At 66.4% G+C, this 17664-nt stretch carries 17 protein-coding genes; 8 read left to right on the top strand and 9 right to left on the bottom strand.

The window, feature by feature from the left end; all coding sequences use genetic code 11:
• Positions 1-5 precede the first annotated feature (5 nt).
• The 5 genes from ACEN9Q_RS00745 to argC all read right to left on the bottom strand — a co-directional run bounded on the left by ACEN9Q_RS00745 (position 6) and on the right by argC (position 5917).
• Positions 6-2237 (bottom strand): beta-glucosidase, encoded by a 2232-nt coding sequence (locus ACEN9Q_RS00745; RefSeq protein ID WP_495627031.1) that lies wholly within the window; start codon positions 2235-2237, stop codon positions 6-8.
• 22 nt (positions 2238-2259) lie between these two features.
• The gene (locus tag ACEN9Q_RS00740) at positions 2260-3711 is read right to left on the bottom strand and encodes a family 8 glycosyl hydrolase (protein ID WP_495627030.1); all 1452 of its coding nucleotides are present in this window, start codon (positions 3709-3711) and stop codon (positions 2260-2262) included.
• 210 nt (positions 3712-3921) lie between these two features.
• Positions 3922-4293, bottom strand: a complete 372-nt coding sequence (gene erpA, locus ACEN9Q_RS00735) for an iron-sulfur cluster insertion protein ErpA (RefSeq protein ID WP_056447984.1) — start codon at positions 4291-4293, stop codon at positions 3922-3924.
• A 54-nt stretch (positions 4294-4347) separates the two neighbouring features.
• Positions 4348-4761 carry a bactofilin family protein gene (locus ACEN9Q_RS00730; protein WP_056447987.1) on the bottom strand — a complete coding sequence of 138 codons (414 nt, stop codon included), beginning with the start codon at positions 4759-4761 and terminating at the stop codon, positions 4348-4350.
• Positions 4762-4879: 118 nt separating this feature from the next.
• On the bottom strand, positions 4880-5917 hold the full coding sequence (argC, locus tag ACEN9Q_RS00725) for an N-acetyl-gamma-glutamyl-phosphate reductase (protein WP_495627029.1): 1038 nt from the start codon (positions 5915-5917) through the stop codon (positions 4880-4882).
• A gap of 123 nt (positions 5918-6040) precedes the next feature.
• On the opposite strand from argC, the gene ACEN9Q_RS00720 reads away from it, so the two are divergent.
• Positions 6041-6268 (top strand): hypothetical protein, encoded by a 228-nt coding sequence (locus ACEN9Q_RS00720; protein ID WP_495627028.1) that lies wholly within the window; start codon positions 6041-6043, stop codon positions 6266-6268.
• A 150-nt stretch (positions 6269-6418) separates the two neighbouring features.
• On the opposite strand, the gene rpsI is transcribed toward ACEN9Q_RS00720, so the two are convergent.
• Positions 6419-6811 carry a 30S ribosomal protein S9 gene (gene rpsI, locus ACEN9Q_RS00715; protein WP_028102305.1) on the bottom strand — a complete coding sequence of 131 codons (393 nt, stop codon included), beginning with the start codon at positions 6809-6811 and terminating at the stop codon, positions 6419-6421.
• Between the two features lie 13 nt (positions 6812-6824).
• The gene (gene rplM / locus ACEN9Q_RS00710; protein WP_036235400.1) at positions 6825-7253 is read right to left on the bottom strand and encodes a 50S ribosomal protein L13; all 429 of its coding nucleotides are present in this window, start codon (positions 7251-7253) and stop codon (positions 6825-6827) included.
• Positions 7254-7546: 293 nt separating this feature from the next.
• Here rplM and ACEN9Q_RS00705 point away from each other — a divergent pair, with 293 nt between their 5' ends.
• From ACEN9Q_RS00705 to ACEN9Q_RS00690, 4 genes are all read left to right on the top strand, one after another.
• Complete coding sequence (locus tag ACEN9Q_RS00705) at positions 7547-8971, top strand: alpha/beta hydrolase (protein WP_495627027.1); 1425 nt, start codon at positions 7547-7549, stop codon at positions 8969-8971.
• Between the two features lie 14 nt (positions 8972-8985).
• The gene (locus ACEN9Q_RS00700) at positions 8986-9720 is read left to right on the top strand and encodes an ABC transporter ATP-binding protein (protein WP_495627026.1); all 735 of its coding nucleotides are present in this window, start codon (positions 8986-8988) and stop codon (positions 9718-9720) included.
• A complete protein-coding gene (locus ACEN9Q_RS00695; protein ID WP_495627025.1) occupies positions 9717-10898 on the top strand; it encodes an ABC transporter permease in 1182 nt (393 codons plus the stop codon). The genes ACEN9Q_RS00700 and ACEN9Q_RS00695 overlap by 4 nt, the downstream gene beginning before the upstream one ends.
• Before the next feature lie 87 nt (positions 10899-10985).
• Positions 10986-11408, top strand: coding sequence for an OsmC family protein (locus ACEN9Q_RS00690; protein WP_056448005.1), 423 nt, complete (start codon positions 10986-10988; stop codon positions 11406-11408).
• Positions 11409-11411: 3 nt separating this feature from the next.
• Here the strand turns inward: ACEN9Q_RS00690 and coq7 are convergent, their stop codons facing one another.
• Together coq7 and ACEN9Q_RS00680 are read right to left on the bottom strand one after the other, a co-directional pair.
• On the bottom strand, positions 11412-12059 hold the full coding sequence (coq7, locus tag ACEN9Q_RS00685) for a 2-polyprenyl-3-methyl-6-methoxy-1,4-benzoquinone monooxygenase (RefSeq protein WP_056448008.1): 648 nt from the start codon (positions 12057-12059) through the stop codon (positions 11412-11414).
• Between the two features lie 37 nt (positions 12060-12096).
• A complete protein-coding gene (locus ACEN9Q_RS00680; RefSeq protein ID WP_495627024.1) occupies positions 12097-12549 on the bottom strand; it encodes a hypothetical protein in 453 nt (150 codons plus the stop codon).
• A gap of 218 nt (positions 12550-12767) precedes the next feature.
• Here ACEN9Q_RS00680 and ACEN9Q_RS00675 point away from each other — a divergent pair, with 218 nt between their 5' ends.
• Genes ACEN9Q_RS00675 through ACEN9Q_RS00665 form a run of 3 tightly spaced genes read left to right on the top strand, consistent with a single transcriptional unit; the run spans position 12768 to position 17506 of the window.
• The gene (locus tag ACEN9Q_RS00675; protein ID WP_056448014.1) at positions 12768-13661 is read left to right on the top strand and encodes an ABC transporter ATP-binding protein; all 894 of its coding nucleotides are present in this window, start codon (positions 12768-12770) and stop codon (positions 13659-13661) included.
• Between the two features lie 4 nt (positions 13662-13665).
• Complete coding sequence (locus ACEN9Q_RS00670) at positions 13666-17247, top strand: M1 family aminopeptidase (protein WP_495627023.1); 3582 nt, start codon at positions 13666-13668, stop codon at positions 17245-17247.
• A 46-nt stretch (positions 17248-17293) separates the two neighbouring features.
• Entirely contained in the window at positions 17294-17506 is a 213-nt protein-coding gene (locus ACEN9Q_RS00665) for an addiction module protein (RefSeq protein WP_056448020.1), read from the top strand.
• Positions 17507-17664: the final 158 nt, after the last annotated feature.

Genomic DNA, 17664 nt, shown 5'->3' with positions numbered 1-17664 from the left:
CTTCATCACTCCTTGTGCACGGCGCTCCACACCATATCGGGCAGCGTGACGTCCACCGACACCGGCAGGTCGTCCGCCGCCTGCCCGAACAGCACGCGGTAGGTGCCCGCACGGATGCGCCAGCTGTCGTCCGCGACTTCGTACGTGGCCAGCAGGCGCGGATCGACGGCCTGCGTGAACGTGCCGGCGGCGCCGGCCCGCAGGTCGAGCTTCTGGAACGCGACCATGCGTTTCGGCGCTTCCCAGCCCGACGCCTTCACATCCGCCGGCGCGACATACACCTGCACGACGCCCTTGCCGGCCAGGCCGCCCGTGTTGCGCAGCGCGGCGCCGACCGTCAGCGCGCCGTTGGCGACGTTCGCCTTCGGCGCCGCGACGGCGAAGCGCGTATAGCTCAGGCCATGGCCGAACGCGAATAACGGTTTATACCCTTTCGCGTCGTACCACTTGTAGCCGATCGCGGCGCCTTCGTCGTAGGTGATGTGGACGGGGACGCCGTCCTTGTGGCCGAAGCCGGGAATCTCCGCATGCGCCAGTTGCGCGTCCGAGGCGGGGAAGCTGATCGGCAGGTGGCCGGACGGATTCACTTTACCCGTCAGGATGCGCGCGATCGCCTGGCCGCCGCGGATGCCGGGATAGAACGCTTCCAGTACGGCCGGCACCTGGTTCAGCCACGGCATCAGGATCGCGCCGCCCGATTCCACGACGACGACGGTCCGCGGGTTCGCGCGCGCGACGGCGGCGACCAGCGCATCCTGGTTGCCGTCCAGTTCCAGCTTGCCGTCGAAGCCCTCGCCCATCCACTGCGTCACGAACACGACGGCGACGTCGGACTGCTTCGCCAGCGCGACGGCGGCCCCGATGTCCGTGCCGCTCGCGTAGCCGATCTTCGACGCCGGCAGCTCGGTTTTCAACGCCGCCAGCGGCGACGAGGGCATGTACACGACGGGACCCGGCCACGTCTTGGGCGCCAGGTCCGGCACGGCATTGCCGCCGACCGGCGTTACGCCGGACGATCCGCCGCCGGCGAGCACGCCCTTGTCCGCATGGCCGCCGATGACGGCCACCGACTTCACGTTCGCGAGCGGCAGCAGGTTCTTCTCGTTCTTCAGCAGCACCAGGGATTCCTCGGCGGCGCGCTGCGACACGGCGGCGTGCGCAGCGAAATCGATCTTGTCGACTTGCGGCGGATCGTCGAAGGTGCCCGTCTGGAACAGCGGCCACAGGATGCGCTGCGCCATGTCGTCCAGGCGCCGCATCGAGACGTCGCCGCGCTCCATCGCCTGCTTGAAATTCCTGGCCGAATAGAACGGGCCGTGGTGGTTACAGCACGGGTAGCCCGTGAACTGGTCGAGGCCATAGTTCGCCGCGTCCGCCGTCGAGTGCACGGCGCCCCAGTCGGCCATCACATAGCCCTTGAATTTCCAGTCCTGCTTCAGTGTCTTGTTCAGCAGGTATTCGTTCTCGCACGCCCAGCGCCCGTTCACGAGGTTGTACGAGCACATCACCGAGCCCGGCTTCGCCAGGTCGTTGACGATCTCGAACGCCAGCAGGTCGGACTGGCGCATCGCCTCGGGCGAGATCGTGACGTCGACCGTCGTGCGCTGGCTTTCCTGGTCGTTGATGGCGAAGTGCTTCATCGTCGACACCATGTGGCGCGACTGGATGCCGTTCACGAGCCCCGCCGCCATGCGTCCGGCCAGCAGCGGATCTTCGCCCACGTATTCGAAGTTGCGGCCATTGCGCGGCTCGCGCGCCAGGTTGGCGCCGCCGGCCAGGAAGGTGTTGAAGCCGGACGCGCGCGCCTCGTCGGCGATCATGCGCCCGCCCGCTTCGGAGACGGCCGGATCGAAGCTGGCCGCCGTCGCCAGCGACGACGGCAGCGCCGTGCGCTCCATGCCGCTCACGCGCACGCCGATCGACGCGTCGGTCTGCCACTGTCCCGGAATGCCCAGGCGCGCGATGCCCGGCACGTAGCCGGCCGAGCCCCTGATCTCGTGCGCCGCCACGTCGGCTTTCACGCTCGGGGGCACGACGTCGTCCGGCTGCTTGGCCAAGTCTTCCTTGCCCGTGTAGCTGACGATCAGCAGCAGCTTTTCGTCGAGCGTCATGGCGGCGACGGCCGCGCGGGCGCGCTCGTCGGCGGATTTGGACTTGTCGAGCCAGGGGCGGTCCTGCGCCTGGGCGCCCATCGCCGCGCAGGCGAGAAGAACGGCGACGGTCGTTTGTTTCATCATGCTTGTCTCCTTGTCGTTGGTGTTATTTGCGGGCCGTGTCGATCACGCGGAATTCGCCCGCCAGGTGCATCATGCTCATCAAGTACAACATGCCGTCGAAGTAGCGCTGCTCGCCGCTCGGCACGGGCGTGTCCCACAGCGCGCGCAGGAAGTCGTCGGACACCTGTCCCGGCGTGGCGGCCAGGCTCCCGACGGCGGCCGCCGCCAGCATCCCGGTCGAATGGCGGTCCGACAGCGGCTTGCCGTCCAGCGTGTAGCGGTCGGCGAAGCGGTCGACGCCCTGCGTGGCCAGGAAGCGCTGCAGGCGGTCGGACAGCGCCTGCTGGCGCGGGTCCTTGTTCCACCAGCTGCGGTCGACGGACCAGTTGCTGATCGTGCGCCAGCTGTCGTAGGCGAAGATGCCGGGGCTGCCGTCCCAGCTCTTCAAGGGCGTGCCGTCGAAGTCGGCGCGGTCGGGACCGAGGCCGGTCGCGGGGTCGGCCGTCCTGACGAAGAAGTCGCGGCTGGCAGCCGCCGCGCGGGCCCAGAACGCGCGGTCTTCGCGCGGCCCCCAGCGTGCCCACAGCTCGTAGAACGCGGGCAGGTGGTAGGACGGATCGGTGCCGGGGATGAACGTCTCGGGCACGAAGCGGACCATCGCGTGCGCCTCGTCGACCATCGGTCCGACCGTCACCGCGCGCGGTGCGCGGCGCGGGCGGTGCGGGGGCCACGGTTTGCCGGCCGTCCCGGCGGCGGCCTGTTCGCGGCGGTTGTTCGGGCTGGGCCACGGCGCGTCCGGCTCGACGAACGGCGCGTCGCCCGGGTGGATGCGGAACGGCGGCGTGGCCGTCACGACGGGGTGGTGGCGCATGCCGCGCAGGATGGTATCGGCTTCGCGCTGGTAATCGTAGATGCCCTTGCCGTTGCCCCAGCGGCGCGCGGCGAAATACAGGGCCATCGCATAGTATTCCTCGCCGTCCGGCGCGGCCCCGGTGGCGCGCGGCGTGCCGTCCGTATTCATCGACCACGCGAAATAGCCGCGCGACGGGTTGGCCGGATCGGTCGTCAGCATATAAGTCTTCGACCAGTTCCACAGCGCGTCGAATTCGCGCTTCTTGTCCAGTTGGACGGCGATCATCATGCCGTAGCTCATGCCCTCGGTGCGGACATCGTTGTTGGCCCAGTCCGTGATGTAGGCCAGCGTGCCGTTCGCGTTCGCCCCCGTCTCGAAATACACGCGCTGTTCCTGGCCATCGCCGTGGAACAGTTGCTGGAACGTGTTCTCGATCCGCGCATGCGTTTCTTGCGGACTGCGGCCCAGGCGTTCGGCGAACAGGTTGCGGTACCGTTGCGTCCGGTAGGCGCCGGCGCCGTCGTCGACGGCTTGTGCCGCGCCGACTGCGGACGCGGCGGTTGCCGGCTGCGCCTGGGCCGCACCGGCCCAGGCAACGATGATAGCGGTAACACCGCCAAGTAAAATGAACGCCCTCGACATTGTTCTTCTTTCGTTTTATTGGGTTGTGTGTCTCCTTGCCGCCACGCCCGCGCGCAGCGGACGCCCATCGGCGCAATCAGTGTACTACGGCTAGTTGCCTATCAGCCATCGATTAGATTGTCATTACGGCAGCATCCAACACTGTGCCGGGACGAAAAAAAACCGCCCCGGCACGGCCGGAGCGGTTTTTCGTGTCGGTGCGCGCGTGGCTTACGCGGAGAACGACGAACCGCAGCCGCAGGTCGACGTGGCGTTCGGGTTCTTGATGACGAACTGGGCGCCTTCGAGGTCGTCCTTGTAGTCGATCTCGGCGCCGACCAGGTACTGATAGCTCATCGAGTCGATCAGCAGCATGACGCCGTTCTTTTCCATCGTCGTGTCGTCTTCGTTCACGATCTCGTCGAAGGTGAAGCCGTACTGGAAGCCCGAGCAACCACCGCCCTGCACGAAGACGCGCAGTTTCAGGTCGGGATTGCCTTCTTCCTCGATCAGCTGAGCAACTTTCTGGGCAGCGCTGTCGGTGAAATTGATGGGCGAGGGAATCGTGTCTTGCGCGTTTTGTACTTCGGCGACTGCGTTCATGGATAAACTCCTGATTGGATTCGGATTTCGTCCATTATAGACCGTTGGCGCCGGTCATGCTGAAGCCCCTTCGGCCGCCACGCCGAGATGAAAAACGGGCTCGGGGGCCGGCGCCAGGTCGGTCTGGTGCGTCAATTTGCCGGTGACGAGGGCGCCGCCGTGCATTTCCAGCAGGCGGTAATGGACATCCCCATGTATGCGGCCTTTCGGCTGCAATTCAAGGAGCTCGGACGAATACACCGTCCCCGCGATATAGCCGTTGACCACCAGGTTGGCGCAACGGACCTCGCCCTCGATGCGCGCGTGTTCGGAAACGATCAGCACGCTCTCGTTGCCGTCCGCGGCGACCACGTTGCCGTGCACCTCGCCGTCGATGCGCAGGCCGCCGGTGAACACCAGATCCCCTTCGATGCGTGCGGAAATACCGATCAGGCTATCGATTTCGCTTTTTGCGTTACGACCGAACATGTTGTCCCCCGTGCGTGTGGCGTCGACGTCAAAACTCAGTCCAACGGTCAATGTACCGTCGCCAACACTTGCCGCCTTGATCTGCGTCTTGTGGCCTGGGGGTGCGCGGTCCGGGGTATTACGGCAGCAGCGCGATCTGCTTCAGGCCGGTGCTTTCCGGCACGCCGAACATCAGGTTCATGCACTGCACGGCCTGGCCGGCCGCGCCTTTGACCAGGTTGTCCTGCACGACGAGGATGACGACCGTGTTGCCGTTGTCCGGACGATGCAGCGCGATGCGCAGCATGTTCGAACCGCGCGTCGAGCGGGTTTCCGGATGCGAGCCGAACGGCATCACGTCGACGAATTCCGCGTCCTTGTACTGCGCTTCGAACAACGCTTGCAGGGCGTCGTTCGTGATGTCCTGGGTGAGACGCGCGTACAGGGTCGAATGCATGCCGCGGATCATCGGCACGAGGTGCGGCGTGAAGATCAGGCCGACTTTCTGGTCCGTGTAGCGCTGCAGCTGGGCCGACGTCTCCGGCGTGTGGCGGTGGCCGTGCACGCCGTAGGCCTTGAAATTGTCGCTGGCTTCCGAGAACAGCGTGCCGATCTCGGCCTTGCGACCGGCGCCGGACACGCCCGACTTGCTGTCTGCGATCAGGTTGCCGGCATCGACGATGCCGGCCTTCAGCAGCGGATAGAACCCCAGCTGCATCGTGGTCGGGTAGCAGCCGGGGTTGGCGATCAGGCGGGCCTTCCTGATGTCGTCGCGGTTCAGTTCCGGCAGGCCGTACACGGCTTCTTCCAGCAGGTCGGGCGCGCTGTGCGGGATCTTGTACCACTTCTCGAACGTGGCCTGGTCCTTCAGGCGGAAGTCGGCGGCCAGGTCGATCACTTTCACGCCGGCGGCGATCAGCTCGGGCGCCTGGGCCATGGCGACGCCGTGCGGGGTCGCGAAGAACACGACGTCGCACTGCTTCAGGTCGGCCTTGTCCGGGCTCGAGAACGCGAGGTCGACGTGGCCGCGCAGCGAGGGAAACATGTCGGCGACGGGCAGGCCGTCTTCCTTGCGCGACGTGATGGCGGTCAGCTGCGCCTCGGGGTGGGCAGCAAGCAGGCGCAGCAATTCCACGCCCGTGTAGCCGGTGCCGCCAACGATGCCAACTTTGATCATGCTGTTTCCCCTTGGTAAATGAATATGTTCTGTTCGAGCCCGCAATTTTAGCAGGCTGCCACGGCGCGTGCTGCCCCCGACGTTTCGCCTGACGCTGATCACACGTACACGAACGATGCGGGCGTGCCGTCGTTCTGGCTCGCGAACCTGGCGGCCGGCTGGCGCATGAAGTCGTTCGGCATGCTGCAGGACTTGTCGCTGCAGGCAAACGTGAGCAACCTGTTCGACAAAAACCACCTGAGCACGATCGGCTCGAACGGCTTCGTCACGAGCGACCCGAACGGCACCTTCGCCACGCTGCTGGCCGGGGCGCCGCGCCAGTTCTTCGTCACCCTGAACGGCAAACCGTAACCGGGGTCAGAGCCCGTTTTTTGGAAATTGCCTGAAACAGGGCTCTGACCCCGAATTTGCTGACCCCGAATTTGGGCAACAAAAAAGCCGCCGGCTTTGCAGCGGGCGGCTTTTCGTTTCGGCAGCAGCGCAAACGCGCTGCAGATCCGATTAACGCTTCGAGAATTGCTTTGCGCGACGTGCTTTGCGCAGACCAACTTTCTTACGCTCGACTTCACGGGCGTCACGGGTGACGAAACCGGCACGTGCCAGGTCGCCCTTGAGGCCTGCGTCGTAGTCGATCAGTGCGCGGGTGATGCCGTGGCGCACTGCACCTGCCTGGCCGGACTCGCCGCCGCCATGCACGTTGACTTTGATGTCGAAACGCTCGACGTTGCCGGTCAGTTCCAGCGGTTGACGGATGACCATCAGGCCGGTTTCGCGCGAGAAGTATTCGGCGGCCGGTTTGCCGTTCACGATGATCTGGCCGGTGCCAGCTTTGATGAACACACGGGCCACTGCACTCTTGCGACGGCCGGTGCCGTAGTTGTAGTTACCGATCATGTCAGTTCCTTACTTAGATTTCGAGTGCTTTGGGTTGCTGGGCAGCGTGCGGGTGGGTGGCTTCCGCATACACTTTCAGCTTCTTGATCATTGCGTAGCCCAGCGGGCCCTTCGGCAGCATGCCTTTGACGGCCTTTTCCAGGGCACGGCCCGGGAAGCGCTGTTGCATTTTCAGGAAGTTGGTTTCGTAGATACCGCCCGGGTAGCCCGAGTGACGGTAGTACTTCTTGTCGTTGGCTTTGGTGCCGGTCACGCGCAGTTTGCCTGCGTTGACGACGACGATGAAATCACCGGTATCGACGTGCGGAGTAAATTCCGGCTTGTGTTTGCCGCGCAGTCGGAGTGCCACTTCGCTGGCAACACGTCCGAGGACTTTGTCCGTCGCGTCAATCACGTACCAATCGCGCTGGACTTCATGGCCCTTAGCGGAAAAAGTTTTCATGTTGACTTCCTAATATAGGGGTAGTAATGCTCGAATGGTGGTTCCGCGGGCGATACTGCTTCGCGGACTCTGCCTTATTGTCTTTTCCCGAGCAAATGGAAAGCCCACGACTATAGCCGATTTCTCACCCGACCGTCAAGCCACCTACCCTAGCGCACTGGGCTGGAGGCAACGCAATTCCCTGTGGGAATACCCGGCCTAGACTCCCACGCTGGGTCATGCAATTTTGCAACTTTTCATTGACCGAGAAATCGATGTCAAATTAGTATGGTCCGCATCGACGAGGAGAGTATTTGTTGAAATCCATCCTGTTCCTGGGCGCACTGCTGGCCACGCTTCCGGCCGCGGCGGCGACGCCCGCGGCACCGGCGCAGACGCGCAGCTGCCACCTGCCCGGCGTCGAGGAAGCCCTGCGCTGCCTCACCTTGCCCGTCCCGCTCGAACCCGGCAAGCCCGCCACCCTGAACCTGCACGTGACGATCGCGCCCGCCTTGCGCCAGGGCGCGCGGCCGGACCCGCTGTTCGTGCTGGCCGGCGGTCCCGGCGAAGCGGGCAGCGACGTCCTGCCCCTGCTCTCCACCGCCTTCAGGCGCGTGCGCGCCACGCGCGACATCGTGTTCATCGACCAGCGCGGCACTGGCCTGTCCGGCAAGCTCGACTGCCCGTCCGACAGCGACGAGGATGCGCAGCTCAGCGATCTGGAGGCGGACGCCGCCCTGCGCCGCTGCATCGCGGCCAGCAAAGCCCCGTTTGCCGCCTACACGACGGCCGCCGCCGCGCGCGACATCGAAGCCGTGCGCCGCGCACTGGGCTTCGGGCGCATCAACCTGTGGGGCGGCTCGTACGGCACCCGCCTCGCGCAGGCCTATGCGCGCGCCTACCCGGCCGGCGTGCGCACGCTGACACTGGATGCCGTGGCCGCGCCCGACCAGGTGATCCCGGCCGGCGGCCACGACGCCCAGGCCGCGCTCGACCGGTTGTTCGCGCAGTGCGCCAGCGATGCCGCCTGCGCCCACGCCTACCCGAACCTGCGCGGCGAATTCGACGCCCTCGTCGCGAGGCTCGATGCCGGGCCGCTGACGCTGAACCTGCCCGACCCGCGCACGGCGCGCCAGGTCGACGTCACGATGACGAGCGCGCGCCTGCTCGACACCGTGCGCAACATGCTGTATTCGCCGGCCGACGCGCGCCGCCTGCCCTTCCTCGTGCACAGCGCCAGCGCGGGCCGCTGGCAGCCGTTCGTCGCACGCCGCAACCTGGCCGCCGACTTCGCCGCCGAAGGCGCGCCGGCCACGCTGCTGCACCTGGCCGTCGTCTGCGCCGAGGACATGCCACGCTTTACGCCCGCCCTGGCGGCCGCGGATGCGAGTCCACTGACGCGCACCCTCGCCGACCGCCTCAAAGGACTGTGCCGCGCGATGAACGTGCCGGCCGTGCCGTACGTCGCGCCCACGCGCATCGCCGCGCCGGCGCTGCTGCTGTCGGGGGCCCTCGATCCCGTCACGCCGCCGCGCCGCGCCCAGGACGCCGCGCGCTTCATGGCCAAGGCCCAGCTGCTGACGGCGCCCAACGTCGGCCACGGCGTGTCGCAACTGGGCTGCGCGCCGCGCCTGCTGCGCGCCTTCCTCGACCGGCCCGAGGCCAACATCGACGGCGCCTGCCTGAACGAGATCCCGGCCCCGACCTTCCAGCTCGGCAGCGCCGGGCCGCAACCCTGACGAATCCCAAGCCCATGATCGAAGCACACGAAGTCCGCAAACAGTTCGGCGCCGTGCAGGCGCTGGGAGGCGTCAGCTTCACGGCGCGCGACGGCAACATCACGGCCCTGCTGGGCCCCAACGGCGCCGGCAAGACGACCCTGCTGCGCACCCTCGTCGGCATGCTGAAACGCGACCACGGCACCATTCTCGTGGACGGCGTCGACCCGGAACGCGATCCGCTCGCCGTGCGCGCCAACATCGGCTTCCTGACCGACCAGTTCGGGCTGTACGAGCGCCTGTCCACGCGCGAATACCTCACGTATTTCGGGGAACTGAACGGCATGGAGAACGGCGACCTGCGCCAGCGCATCGACGAGGTCTCGGAGATGCTCGCGATGGACGACATCCTGGAACGGCGCAGCAAGGGCTTTTCGCAGGGCCAGCGCATCAAGGTGGCCCTCGCGCGCGCGCTGCTGCACCGCCCGCGCCACCTGCTGCTGGACGAGCCCACGCGCGGCCTGGACGTGATGAGCACGCGCGCCGTGCGCCACGCACTGTCCGCGCTGCGCGCGCAGGGCTGCTGCGTCGTGATGGCCACGCACGTGATGCAGGAAGTCAGCCATTTGTGCGACGACGTGATCGTCATCGCCAAGGGCCATACCGTGGCGCAGGGCACGCCGGCCGACCTGTGCCGGCGCACCGGCATCGCCAACCTGGAAGACGCCTTCGTGCGCCTGGTCGGCACCGACGAAGGGATCGTCGCATGAAATCCAGATTCCTCGTGGTGTTTCGCAAAGAGATCAAGGAATCGCTGCGCGACAAGCGCTCGCTCGGCCTGCTGGCCCTGTTCACGCTGATGTATCCGGTGCTGCTGGGCGTCCTGCTGCACCAGTGGATCGAGCGCGCCACGCGGCCCGAGCGCGAAGGCATCGTGCTGGCCGTGATCGGCGGCGCCCAGGCGCCCACCCTGATGGCCCAGCTGAAGCAGAAGAACATCACCATCCACGCCACGCCGCCGCTGGACGAAGCGGCCATCGGCGAGCTGCTGCGCGCCCGCAAGGCGGCCGCCGTGCTGCGCCTGCCGGGCAAGTACGCCACCGACTACGAAGCGATGCGGCCGGCCCGCATCGAGCTGTGGTTCGATTCGTCGACGGAGCAGGACGGCCGGCGCGACGTCGAGGACGTGCTGAACGCCTACGGCGCCAACGTCGCCAGCGCGCGCCTGCTGGCGCACGGCGTGTCGCCGGCCGCGCTGTCGCCCGTGCAGGTCCAGCGCTACGACACGGGCACCACCGCCGCGCGCTCGGCCGGCGTCATCGGCGGCGTCCTCGGATTTTTGTTCTTCCCCGCGTTCATCTGCGGCCTGTCGGCGGCGGTGGATTCCACGGCGGGCGAGCGCGAACGCCGCTCGCTCGAAGTGCTGATGGCGCAGCCCGTGCGCACGTGGGAACTCGTCGGCGGCAAATGGCTGGCCGCGGCGTCGCTGGCCATCATCGGCATCACGCTGGAGCTGATGCTGGCGCATGGCATCCTGTCGTGGATGCCGCTGGAGGAAATCGGCATGAGCTGGCGCGTGGGCTGGGGACGGCTGCTGCTCGTCTGCCTGGCGTCCGTGCCGCTGTCGCTGTTCGCGGCCGCCATGCAGATCGCGGTGGCGATGAACGCGCGCTCGTTCAAGGAAGCGCAGAGCGTGCTGTCGATCGTGATGCTGGTGCCGATGCTGCCGGGGCTCGCGGTGTCGATGCTGGAGCTGAAGACGGCGTCGTGGATGTACCTCGTGCCGATGCTGTCGAACCAGACCTTGCTGCGCGAGACGGCCAAGGGCGGCGACATCGGCTTCCTGCCGTTCGTGCTGACGTTCCTGTGTTCAGGCGTGGCGGCGTGGGCGGCCGTCGCGTTCGCCGCCTGGCGCATGAAGAGCGAGCGCTACGTGCTGGCCGTCTGAACGATGGAATGCGGCCCGGCCAGCACGGTGCGCCGCGCTGGCTTAGAATGGACGCCCTCGTCAACACACACTCAAGCGGAGAATTCGATGGAAGTCAAAGTCAGCTGGAACGGACCGTCCGGGATGAGCTTCCGGGCCGAGACCGGCTCCGGCCACCTGGTCAACATGGATGGCGCGCCCGAAGGCGGCGGCCACAACCTGGCGCCGCGCCCGATGGAAATGGTGCTGCTGGGTACCGGTGGATGCACCGCCTACGACGTCGTGCTGATCCTCAAGCGCAGCCGCGAGGACGTGCGCGGCTGCGACGTCACGTTGAAGGCCGAACGCGCCGAGACGGATCCGAAAGTGTTCACGAAGATCCACTTCCACTTCATCGTCACGGGCCGCGACCTCAAGCCGGCGACCGTCGAGCGGGCCGTCAACCTGTCGCACGACAAATACTGCTCGGCGTCGATCATGCTGGCCAAGACGGCCGAGATCACGCACTCGTTCGAGATCGTCGAAGGATAAGCCTCAAATGTAATACGCCGCCGTGGTCATCACCCGAGACATGGCGCGCATCGCCGCCTTGACGGGCAACGGCATCTCGGCGGCACCCATCGCCTCGGCCTTGGCGCCGTGCGCGATCTCGTCGTCGCGCATCTGGGTGACGATCGCGCGCGACTTCGCGTCGTGCGGCGGCAGCTGCTCGAGGTGGCTGTTCAGGTGCGCCTCGACCTGGCGCTCCGTCTCGACGACGAAACCGAGGCTGACGGCGTCGCCCAGGCGCGATGCGACCGTCCCGAGCGCGTAGGCGCCGGCATACCACAGCGGATTCAGCAGGCTCGGCTGCGAGCCCAGTTCGGCCAGGCGCTCGGCCGTCCAGGCCAGGTGGTCTTCTTCCTCGCGTCCGGATTGCGCGAACTGCGCGCGCATGGCGTTCGTGGACGCGCGCCGGCCCTGCGCATCGTACAAGGCTTGCGCACACACTTCCCCCACGTGATTCACGCGCATCAGGCCCGCGCTGTGGCGCTGTTCCTGGGCATTCAGCTCGCAGTCCGGGGCCGACACGCCCGGATTCGGGCGTGCGGCCTTCGCCACGCCGCCCATGACGCGCAACGCCTTGTCGAAGCCGACGATCAGGTGGTCGAGAGGATGGAGGATGCGGGGTGCGGTTGCCATGAGATGCCTTTTCAGCCAGGTTGTTCGATAAGCCGAATTATATGCCCTCGGTCGCCGCGCCTCCGTCCCTTGTCTTCTGCGCAAGCTTCTGCGCCCCCAGCCAGTCGTGCAACGGCCCGTCCACCTCCAGCTTCGAGATGTTCTTCGCCACGCCCAGGTTCAGTTCCAGCAGAAACGGGATCGAATCGCGCGGCACGTCGCTGCACGTGCTGGTGAACGCCGCCATGAAGCGCTCGGATTGCACCACCGGCAAGACCCGCTGGCCGCTCATGAATTGCAGGATGCTCGTGATCGTGTGGCCGGCGCCGATCGTGTGGTAGATGAACCGGTTGAAGTCGCGGTCCACCGTCTTGAAATCGATGGCTTCCTTCGTCATCAGCCCGGCCAGATAGTACAGGCCGAGGGCGACGCGGAACCAGTCCGTCGATTCGGCCCGTGTGCGGCCCTGGCGCGTGACGGCCAGGACCTTGTCCTTGATGAGAGTATCCATGGGGCCATTATGCGCCTGTCCGGATAGCACCGGCAATGTTGCCAAAGTGGACAGAAAGCATGCCGTACCGTATGCTGGCCGGCATCCTGCTCCCGCTTTTCTGCACTCTGGACTTGTGAAAACGCCGTGTGTCGCACAGCTGCTGCCTCCTCAGCTCGTTTTTAATACAATGCAACAGTCATGAAATGCGTGCATTGTCACGTGCAACGGGAGTCTCCATGGAATTACAAATCCGCAACCTGTCCAAGACCTATGCCAACGGCGTGGTCGCGCTGGACAAGGTCACGCTGAGCATCCCTCCGGGGATGTTCGGCCTGCTGGGCCCGAACGGGGCCGGCAAGTCGACCCTGATGCGGATCCTCGCCACCTTGCAGGAATGCGACAGCGGCTCCGTCTTCCTGGACGACATCGACGTGCTCGACGAACAGGACGAGGTGCGCCGCCTGCTGGGCTATCTGCCGCAGGATTTCGGCGTCTACCCGAAAGTGACCGCTTACGAACTGCTCGACCATTTTGCACAGTTGAAGGGCCTGGCGCAGCGCCACCGCCGGCGCGAAGTCGTCGACGCCCTGCTGCAGCAGACCAATCTGTTCGAGGTGCGCAACCAGAAATTGGGCACCTTTTCCGGCGGCATGCGCCAGCGCTTCGGCATCGCCCAGGCGCTGCTCGGCGACCCGCAACTGATCATCGTCGACGAACCCACGGCCGGCCTCGACCCGCAGGAACGGGTGCGCTTCCACAACCTGCTGTCCGACATCGGCGAGGACAAGACCGTGATCCTGTCCACGCACATCGTGTCCGACGTGGCCGACCTGTGCGCCAACATGGCGATCATCAACAAGGGCCACGTGCTGCTGTGCGGCGAGCCGGTCCGTCTCATCGAAGGCATCGAGGGCAAGATCTGGGCACGAGTCGTCGGCAAGCAGGACCTGCCCGACTTCCAGAAGCGCCACACCGTCATCTCCACGCGCCTGCTGTCCGGACGCACGCTGATCCACGTGTACGCCGACCGCTATCCCGGCGACGACTTCGAACCGATCCACCCGACCCTGGACGACGTCTACTTCGCCACCATCGCCGGCCGCCACAACGGCCTGGCGGGGAATTGCTGACGCCATGGGCGCGCTCCTCGCCATCGCCGGCTTCGAGGCCAGGCAGCGCCTGAAGCTGCTGTCGACCTGGGTGTATTTCCTTGCCTTCTTCGCGCTTGCGCTGCTGTGGATGGCCGCCGCGGGCGGCGTGTTCAAGGACGCCTTCGTGTCGTTCGGCGGCCGCGTCCTGATCAACGCCCCGCGCCAGATCGCGCTGAGCGTGGCCTTCCTCGGCTGCCTCGGCGTCATCGTCGTGGCCGCGATGATGGGGCGTTCGGTGCAGCAGGACTTCGAATACGAGATGCACCACTTCTTCTTCAGCGCGCCGATCCCGAAGTACGCGTACGTGTTCGGACGCTTCCTCGGCGCGCTGGCCACGCTGGCCGTCGTGTTCTCGGCGATCCTGTTCGGCACCCTGCTGGGGACCGTGCTGCCCGGGATCGATCCCGCCCGTGTCGGCCCCTATTCGGTGGCCGGCTACCTGCTCCCCTTTTTCCTCACGCTGCTGCCGAACCTGTTCATCTTCGGCGCCATCTTCTTCGTGCTGGCGGCGCTCACGCGGCGCATGCTGGCCGTGTACGTCGCCAGCGTCGTCATGCTGATCGGTTACATCGTCGCCCCGTCGCTGGCGCGCGACCTCGATTACAAGACCCTCGCGGCACTGATCGACCCGTTCGGCACGACCGCGCTGATCCGCCTGACCGAGTACTGGAGCCTCACGGAACGCAACACGCTGCAGGTCCCGTTCGAAGGCGTCTACCTCATCAACCGCGCGCTCTGGTCGCTGTTCTCGTTCGTCGCACTGGTGCTCGGCTACTGGCGCTTCAGCTTCGTGTCCACGCCCGCGGGCCGGCGCGGCCAGGCGCGGCTTGACCCCGACGCCGCACCGCAAGCCGCGCCCCTCGCCGCCGACATGCACGAGGCACCGGACTTCGCCGCGCGCAGCCTCGCCGTGCTGCTGGCGAAATCGAGCTGGCTCGCGTTCCGGGAATCCGTCAAGAACGTCTACTTCGCCGTGATCGTCCTCGCGGGCATGCTGACCCTCATCGTCAGCTCGCTCGACCTGGGCGCGATCTACGGCACGAAGACCTATCCCGTCACCTACATGGTGCTGGAACTGATCCGCGACGTGTTCGCGCTGTTCCTGCTGGTCGTCACGACGTTCTATGCCGGCGAGATGGTGTGGCGCGAGCGCGAGGCGCGCATGGGTCTGATGCTGGACGCGCTGCCCGTGCCCAGCTGGCTGCCGCTGGCCGCCAAGACCATCGCCCTCGTCGGGCTGCAGGCGCTGCTGCTGCTGGCCGCGATGCTGTGCGGGATGGGCATCCAGCTGGCGCACGGCTACGTGACGCTGGAGCCGGGCCTGTACCTGACGACGCTGTTCGGCATCCTGCTGCCCCGCTACGTGCTGCTGGCCGTGCTGGCGATCGCCGCCCAGGCCATCCTGAACCACAAATACCTCGCCTACTTCGCGCTGGTGACGTATTACGTGGCCACGCTGTTCCTCGGCGGCTTCGGCCTCGACCACCCGATGCTCGTGTACGGCGCGCTGCCGGACGTGACCTATTCGGCCATGAACGGCTTCGGCCATTTCCTGGCACTGCAGCGCGCGCTGCAAGTCTACTGGGGCGGCGCGGCCGTCGTCTTGTTCACCATCGCGCTCGTGCTGTGGCCGCGCGGCGTGAGCGACAGCTTCGCCGAGCGCCTGCAACTGGCGCGCCGCCGCCTGACGCCCGGCGTGTTGAAAGCGTTCGCGGCCGGGGTCCTGATCTTCGCCGCCAGCGGCGCCCTGCTGTGGTACAACCTCGTGCATCTGGGCGCGTACCAGACGGCCTGGCACAAGGAGCAGGTGCGCGCCGACTACGAGCTGCGCTACAAGCGCTACGCGAAACTGCCGCAGCCGCGCATCACGGACGTCGGCCTGCAGGTCGATATCCATCCCGGCAGCCGCACGCTGAAGGTGCACGGCTTCTACCAGCTGGAAAACCGCACGGGCGCGCCGGTGCGCGACGTCGTCCTGTTCCAGAAGCCCGGCCCGGCATTCCATCCGCGCTTCGCGCAGGCGGCGCGGCTGCTGCGCGCCGATCCGGAGCACGGCTTCTATCATTACCTGCTGGCGTCGCCCCTGCAGCCGGGCGCGCGCACGGCGCTGGAATTCGACCTGCTGGACGCCCCCGGCGGCATCCTGGGACTGGGCCGCGACACGGCCGTCGTCGGCAACGGCACCTTCTTCAGCAACGAGATCCTGCCGCACGTCGGCTACCAGCGCACGTACGAGCTGGAGGACGACCGCGACCGCAAGCGCCACGGCCTCGCGCCCCGGGAACGCATGGCCGCGCGCGACGACCAGGGCGCGCGCGCGAACAACTACATCGCCAACGACGCCGACTGGATCCACTTCGACGCCGTCGTCAGCACGAGCCCGGACCAGACGGTCGTCGCGCCGGGCACGCTGGAGCAGGAGTGGATGAGCGGCGGGCGGCGCTGGTTCCATTACAAGGCCGACAAGCCGGTGCTGAACTTCTACACGTTCCAGTCGGCCCGCTACGAAGTGCGCCACGACCGCTGGCAGGACGTGACGATCGACGTCTATTACCAGCCCGGCCACGAGTTCAACGTCGACCGCATGATCCGCGGCGCCAAGGCGGCCCTCGCCTACGGCTCGAAGCACTTCAGCCCCTACCAGAACCGCGAGCTGCGCATCGCGGAGTTTCCCCGCTATGCATCGTACGCGCAGGCGGCGCCGGGCACGATCCCGTTCTCGGAAAGCGTGGGCTTCATCGCCAAGGTGGACCCGGAATCGCGCAAGGACATCGACTACCCGTATTACATCAGCGCGCACGAAGTGGGCCACCAGTGGTGGGCGCACCAGATCGTCGGCGCCGACGTGCGCGGCGCGACCGTGCTGTCGGAAAGCCTCGCCGAATACACGGCGCTGATGACGATGAAGAACACGCTGGGATCGAGCAAGATGCGGCGCTTCCTGCGCTACGACCTCGAAGAATACCTGATGGGCCGCGCGCGCGAGAACAAGAAGGAGCTGCCGCTCGCGCAAAACGAGAACCAGAGCTACATCCACTACCACAAGGGCAGCCTCGCGATGTACCTGCTGCAGGACATGGTGGGCGAGGACGCCGTCAACGGCGTGCTGCACGGCCTGCTGCTGGAATACGCGTACAAGGGGCCGCCGTATCCGACCGTGGCGACGCTGGTCGAGCGGCTGCGCGGCATCACGCCGCCGGACAAGGCCTACCTGATCGACGACCTGTTCGAATCCATCGTCCTGTACGAAAACCACACCGACGGCGCGACGGCGCACCGCCGGCCGGACGGCAAGTACGAGGTGGAGATCCGCGCCACGGCCGGCAAGGTACGCGCCGGCGACCGGGGCGAGGAACAGGCCGTGCCGTTGCGCGACTACATCGAATTCGGCGTCGACGACCAGGACGGCAACCCGCTCGCGCGCGAGCGCCGGCTCGTGACGCAGGCGGACCAGCGCGTCGTGCTCGTGGTCGACGGTCGCCCGGCGCGGGCCGGCATCGATCCCGACAACAAGCTGATCGACAGGAAGCCAACGGACAATATGCAGCCAGTCGACATGCACTGAACTTCACGTTATGATCTGGTCACAAAACCCTGCTAGGAGACACTCCATGTCCAATGCCACCGTCGCCGAACTGGCCGGTCAGATCCAGCAACTGTCCCCCGAGGACAGGCATGAGCTGTTGCGTCTGCTGATGGTGGACAGTGACGACGGTGACCAGGATGCCGACGAAGCCTGGCGCAACGAAATCGTGCGCCGCGTGAAGGCGATCCGCAATGGCGAGGCGGCCATCCGGGCGCTGCAGGAGGATTGGCGCGAATAACGCCGCCGGACGTAAAAAAACCGCGATACCGGAAGGATCGCGGTTTTTTTTATTCGTTCGACAACGAGAAGCGCCTGAAGCACGTCGCCCCTGCGAAGGCAGGGGCCCAAGTTTTGCCGGCGGCAACGCGACGCCGAACTTGGGCCCCGCCTTCGCGG

Source organism: Massilia sp. Masssp93 (assembly GCF_059491295.1).
This window is presented reverse-complemented; position numbering and strand designations above follow the sequence as displayed.

Excerpts from the sequence above, each read along its gene's own strand:
- ACEN9Q_RS00695 (WP_495627025.1), top strand. The coding sequence starts at position 9,717 with ATGAAATCCAGATTCCTCGTGGTGTTTCGCAAAGAGATCAAGGAATCG.
- ACEN9Q_RS00680 (WP_495627024.1), bottom strand. The coding sequence starts at position 12,549 with ATGGATACTCTCATCAAGGACAAGGTCCTGGCCGTCACGCGCCAGGGC.
- rpsI (WP_028102305.1), bottom strand. The coding sequence starts at position 6,811 with ATGATCGGTAACTACAACTACGGCACCGGCCGTCGCAAGAGTGCAGTG.
- ACEN9Q_RS00745 (WP_495627031.1), bottom strand. The coding sequence starts at position 2,237 with ATGATGAAACAAACGACCGTCGCCGTTCTTCTCGCCTGCGCGGCGATG.
- ACEN9Q_RS00700 (WP_495627026.1), top strand. The coding sequence starts at position 8,986 with ATGATCGAAGCACACGAAGTCCGCAAACAGTTCGGCGCCGTGCAGGCG.
- coq7 (WP_056448008.1), bottom strand. The coding sequence starts at position 12,059 with ATGGCAACCGCACCCCGCATCCTCCATCCTCTCGACCACCTGATCGTC.
- ACEN9Q_RS00740 (WP_495627030.1), bottom strand. The coding sequence starts at position 3,711 with ATGTCGAGGGCGTTCATTTTACTTGGCGGTGTTACCGCTATCATCGTT.
- ACEN9Q_RS00670 (WP_495627023.1), top strand. The coding sequence starts at position 13,666 with ATGGGCGCGCTCCTCGCCATCGCCGGCTTCGAGGCCAGGCAGCGCCTG.
- erpA (WP_056447984.1), bottom strand. The coding sequence starts at position 4,293 with ATGAACGCAGTCGCCGAAGTACAAAACGCGCAAGACACGATTCCCTCG.
- ACEN9Q_RS00690 (WP_056448005.1), top strand. The coding sequence starts at position 10,986 with ATGGAAGTCAAAGTCAGCTGGAACGGACCGTCCGGGATGAGCTTCCGG.
- rplM (WP_036235400.1), bottom strand. The coding sequence starts at position 7,253 with ATGAAAACTTTTTCCGCTAAGGGCCATGAAGTCCAGCGCGATTGGTAC.
- argC (WP_495627029.1), bottom strand. The coding sequence starts at position 5,917 with ATGATCAAAGTTGGCATCGTTGGCGGCACCGGCTACACGGGCGTGGAA.
- ACEN9Q_RS00730 (WP_056447987.1), bottom strand. The coding sequence starts at position 4,761 with ATGTTCGGTCGTAACGCAAAAAGCGAAATCGATAGCCTGATCGGTATT.
- ACEN9Q_RS00665 (WP_056448020.1), top strand. The coding sequence starts at position 17,294 with ATGTCCAATGCCACCGTCGCCGAACTGGCCGGTCAGATCCAGCAACTG.
- ACEN9Q_RS00675 (WP_056448014.1), top strand. The coding sequence starts at position 12,768 with ATGGAATTACAAATCCGCAACCTGTCCAAGACCTATGCCAACGGCGTG.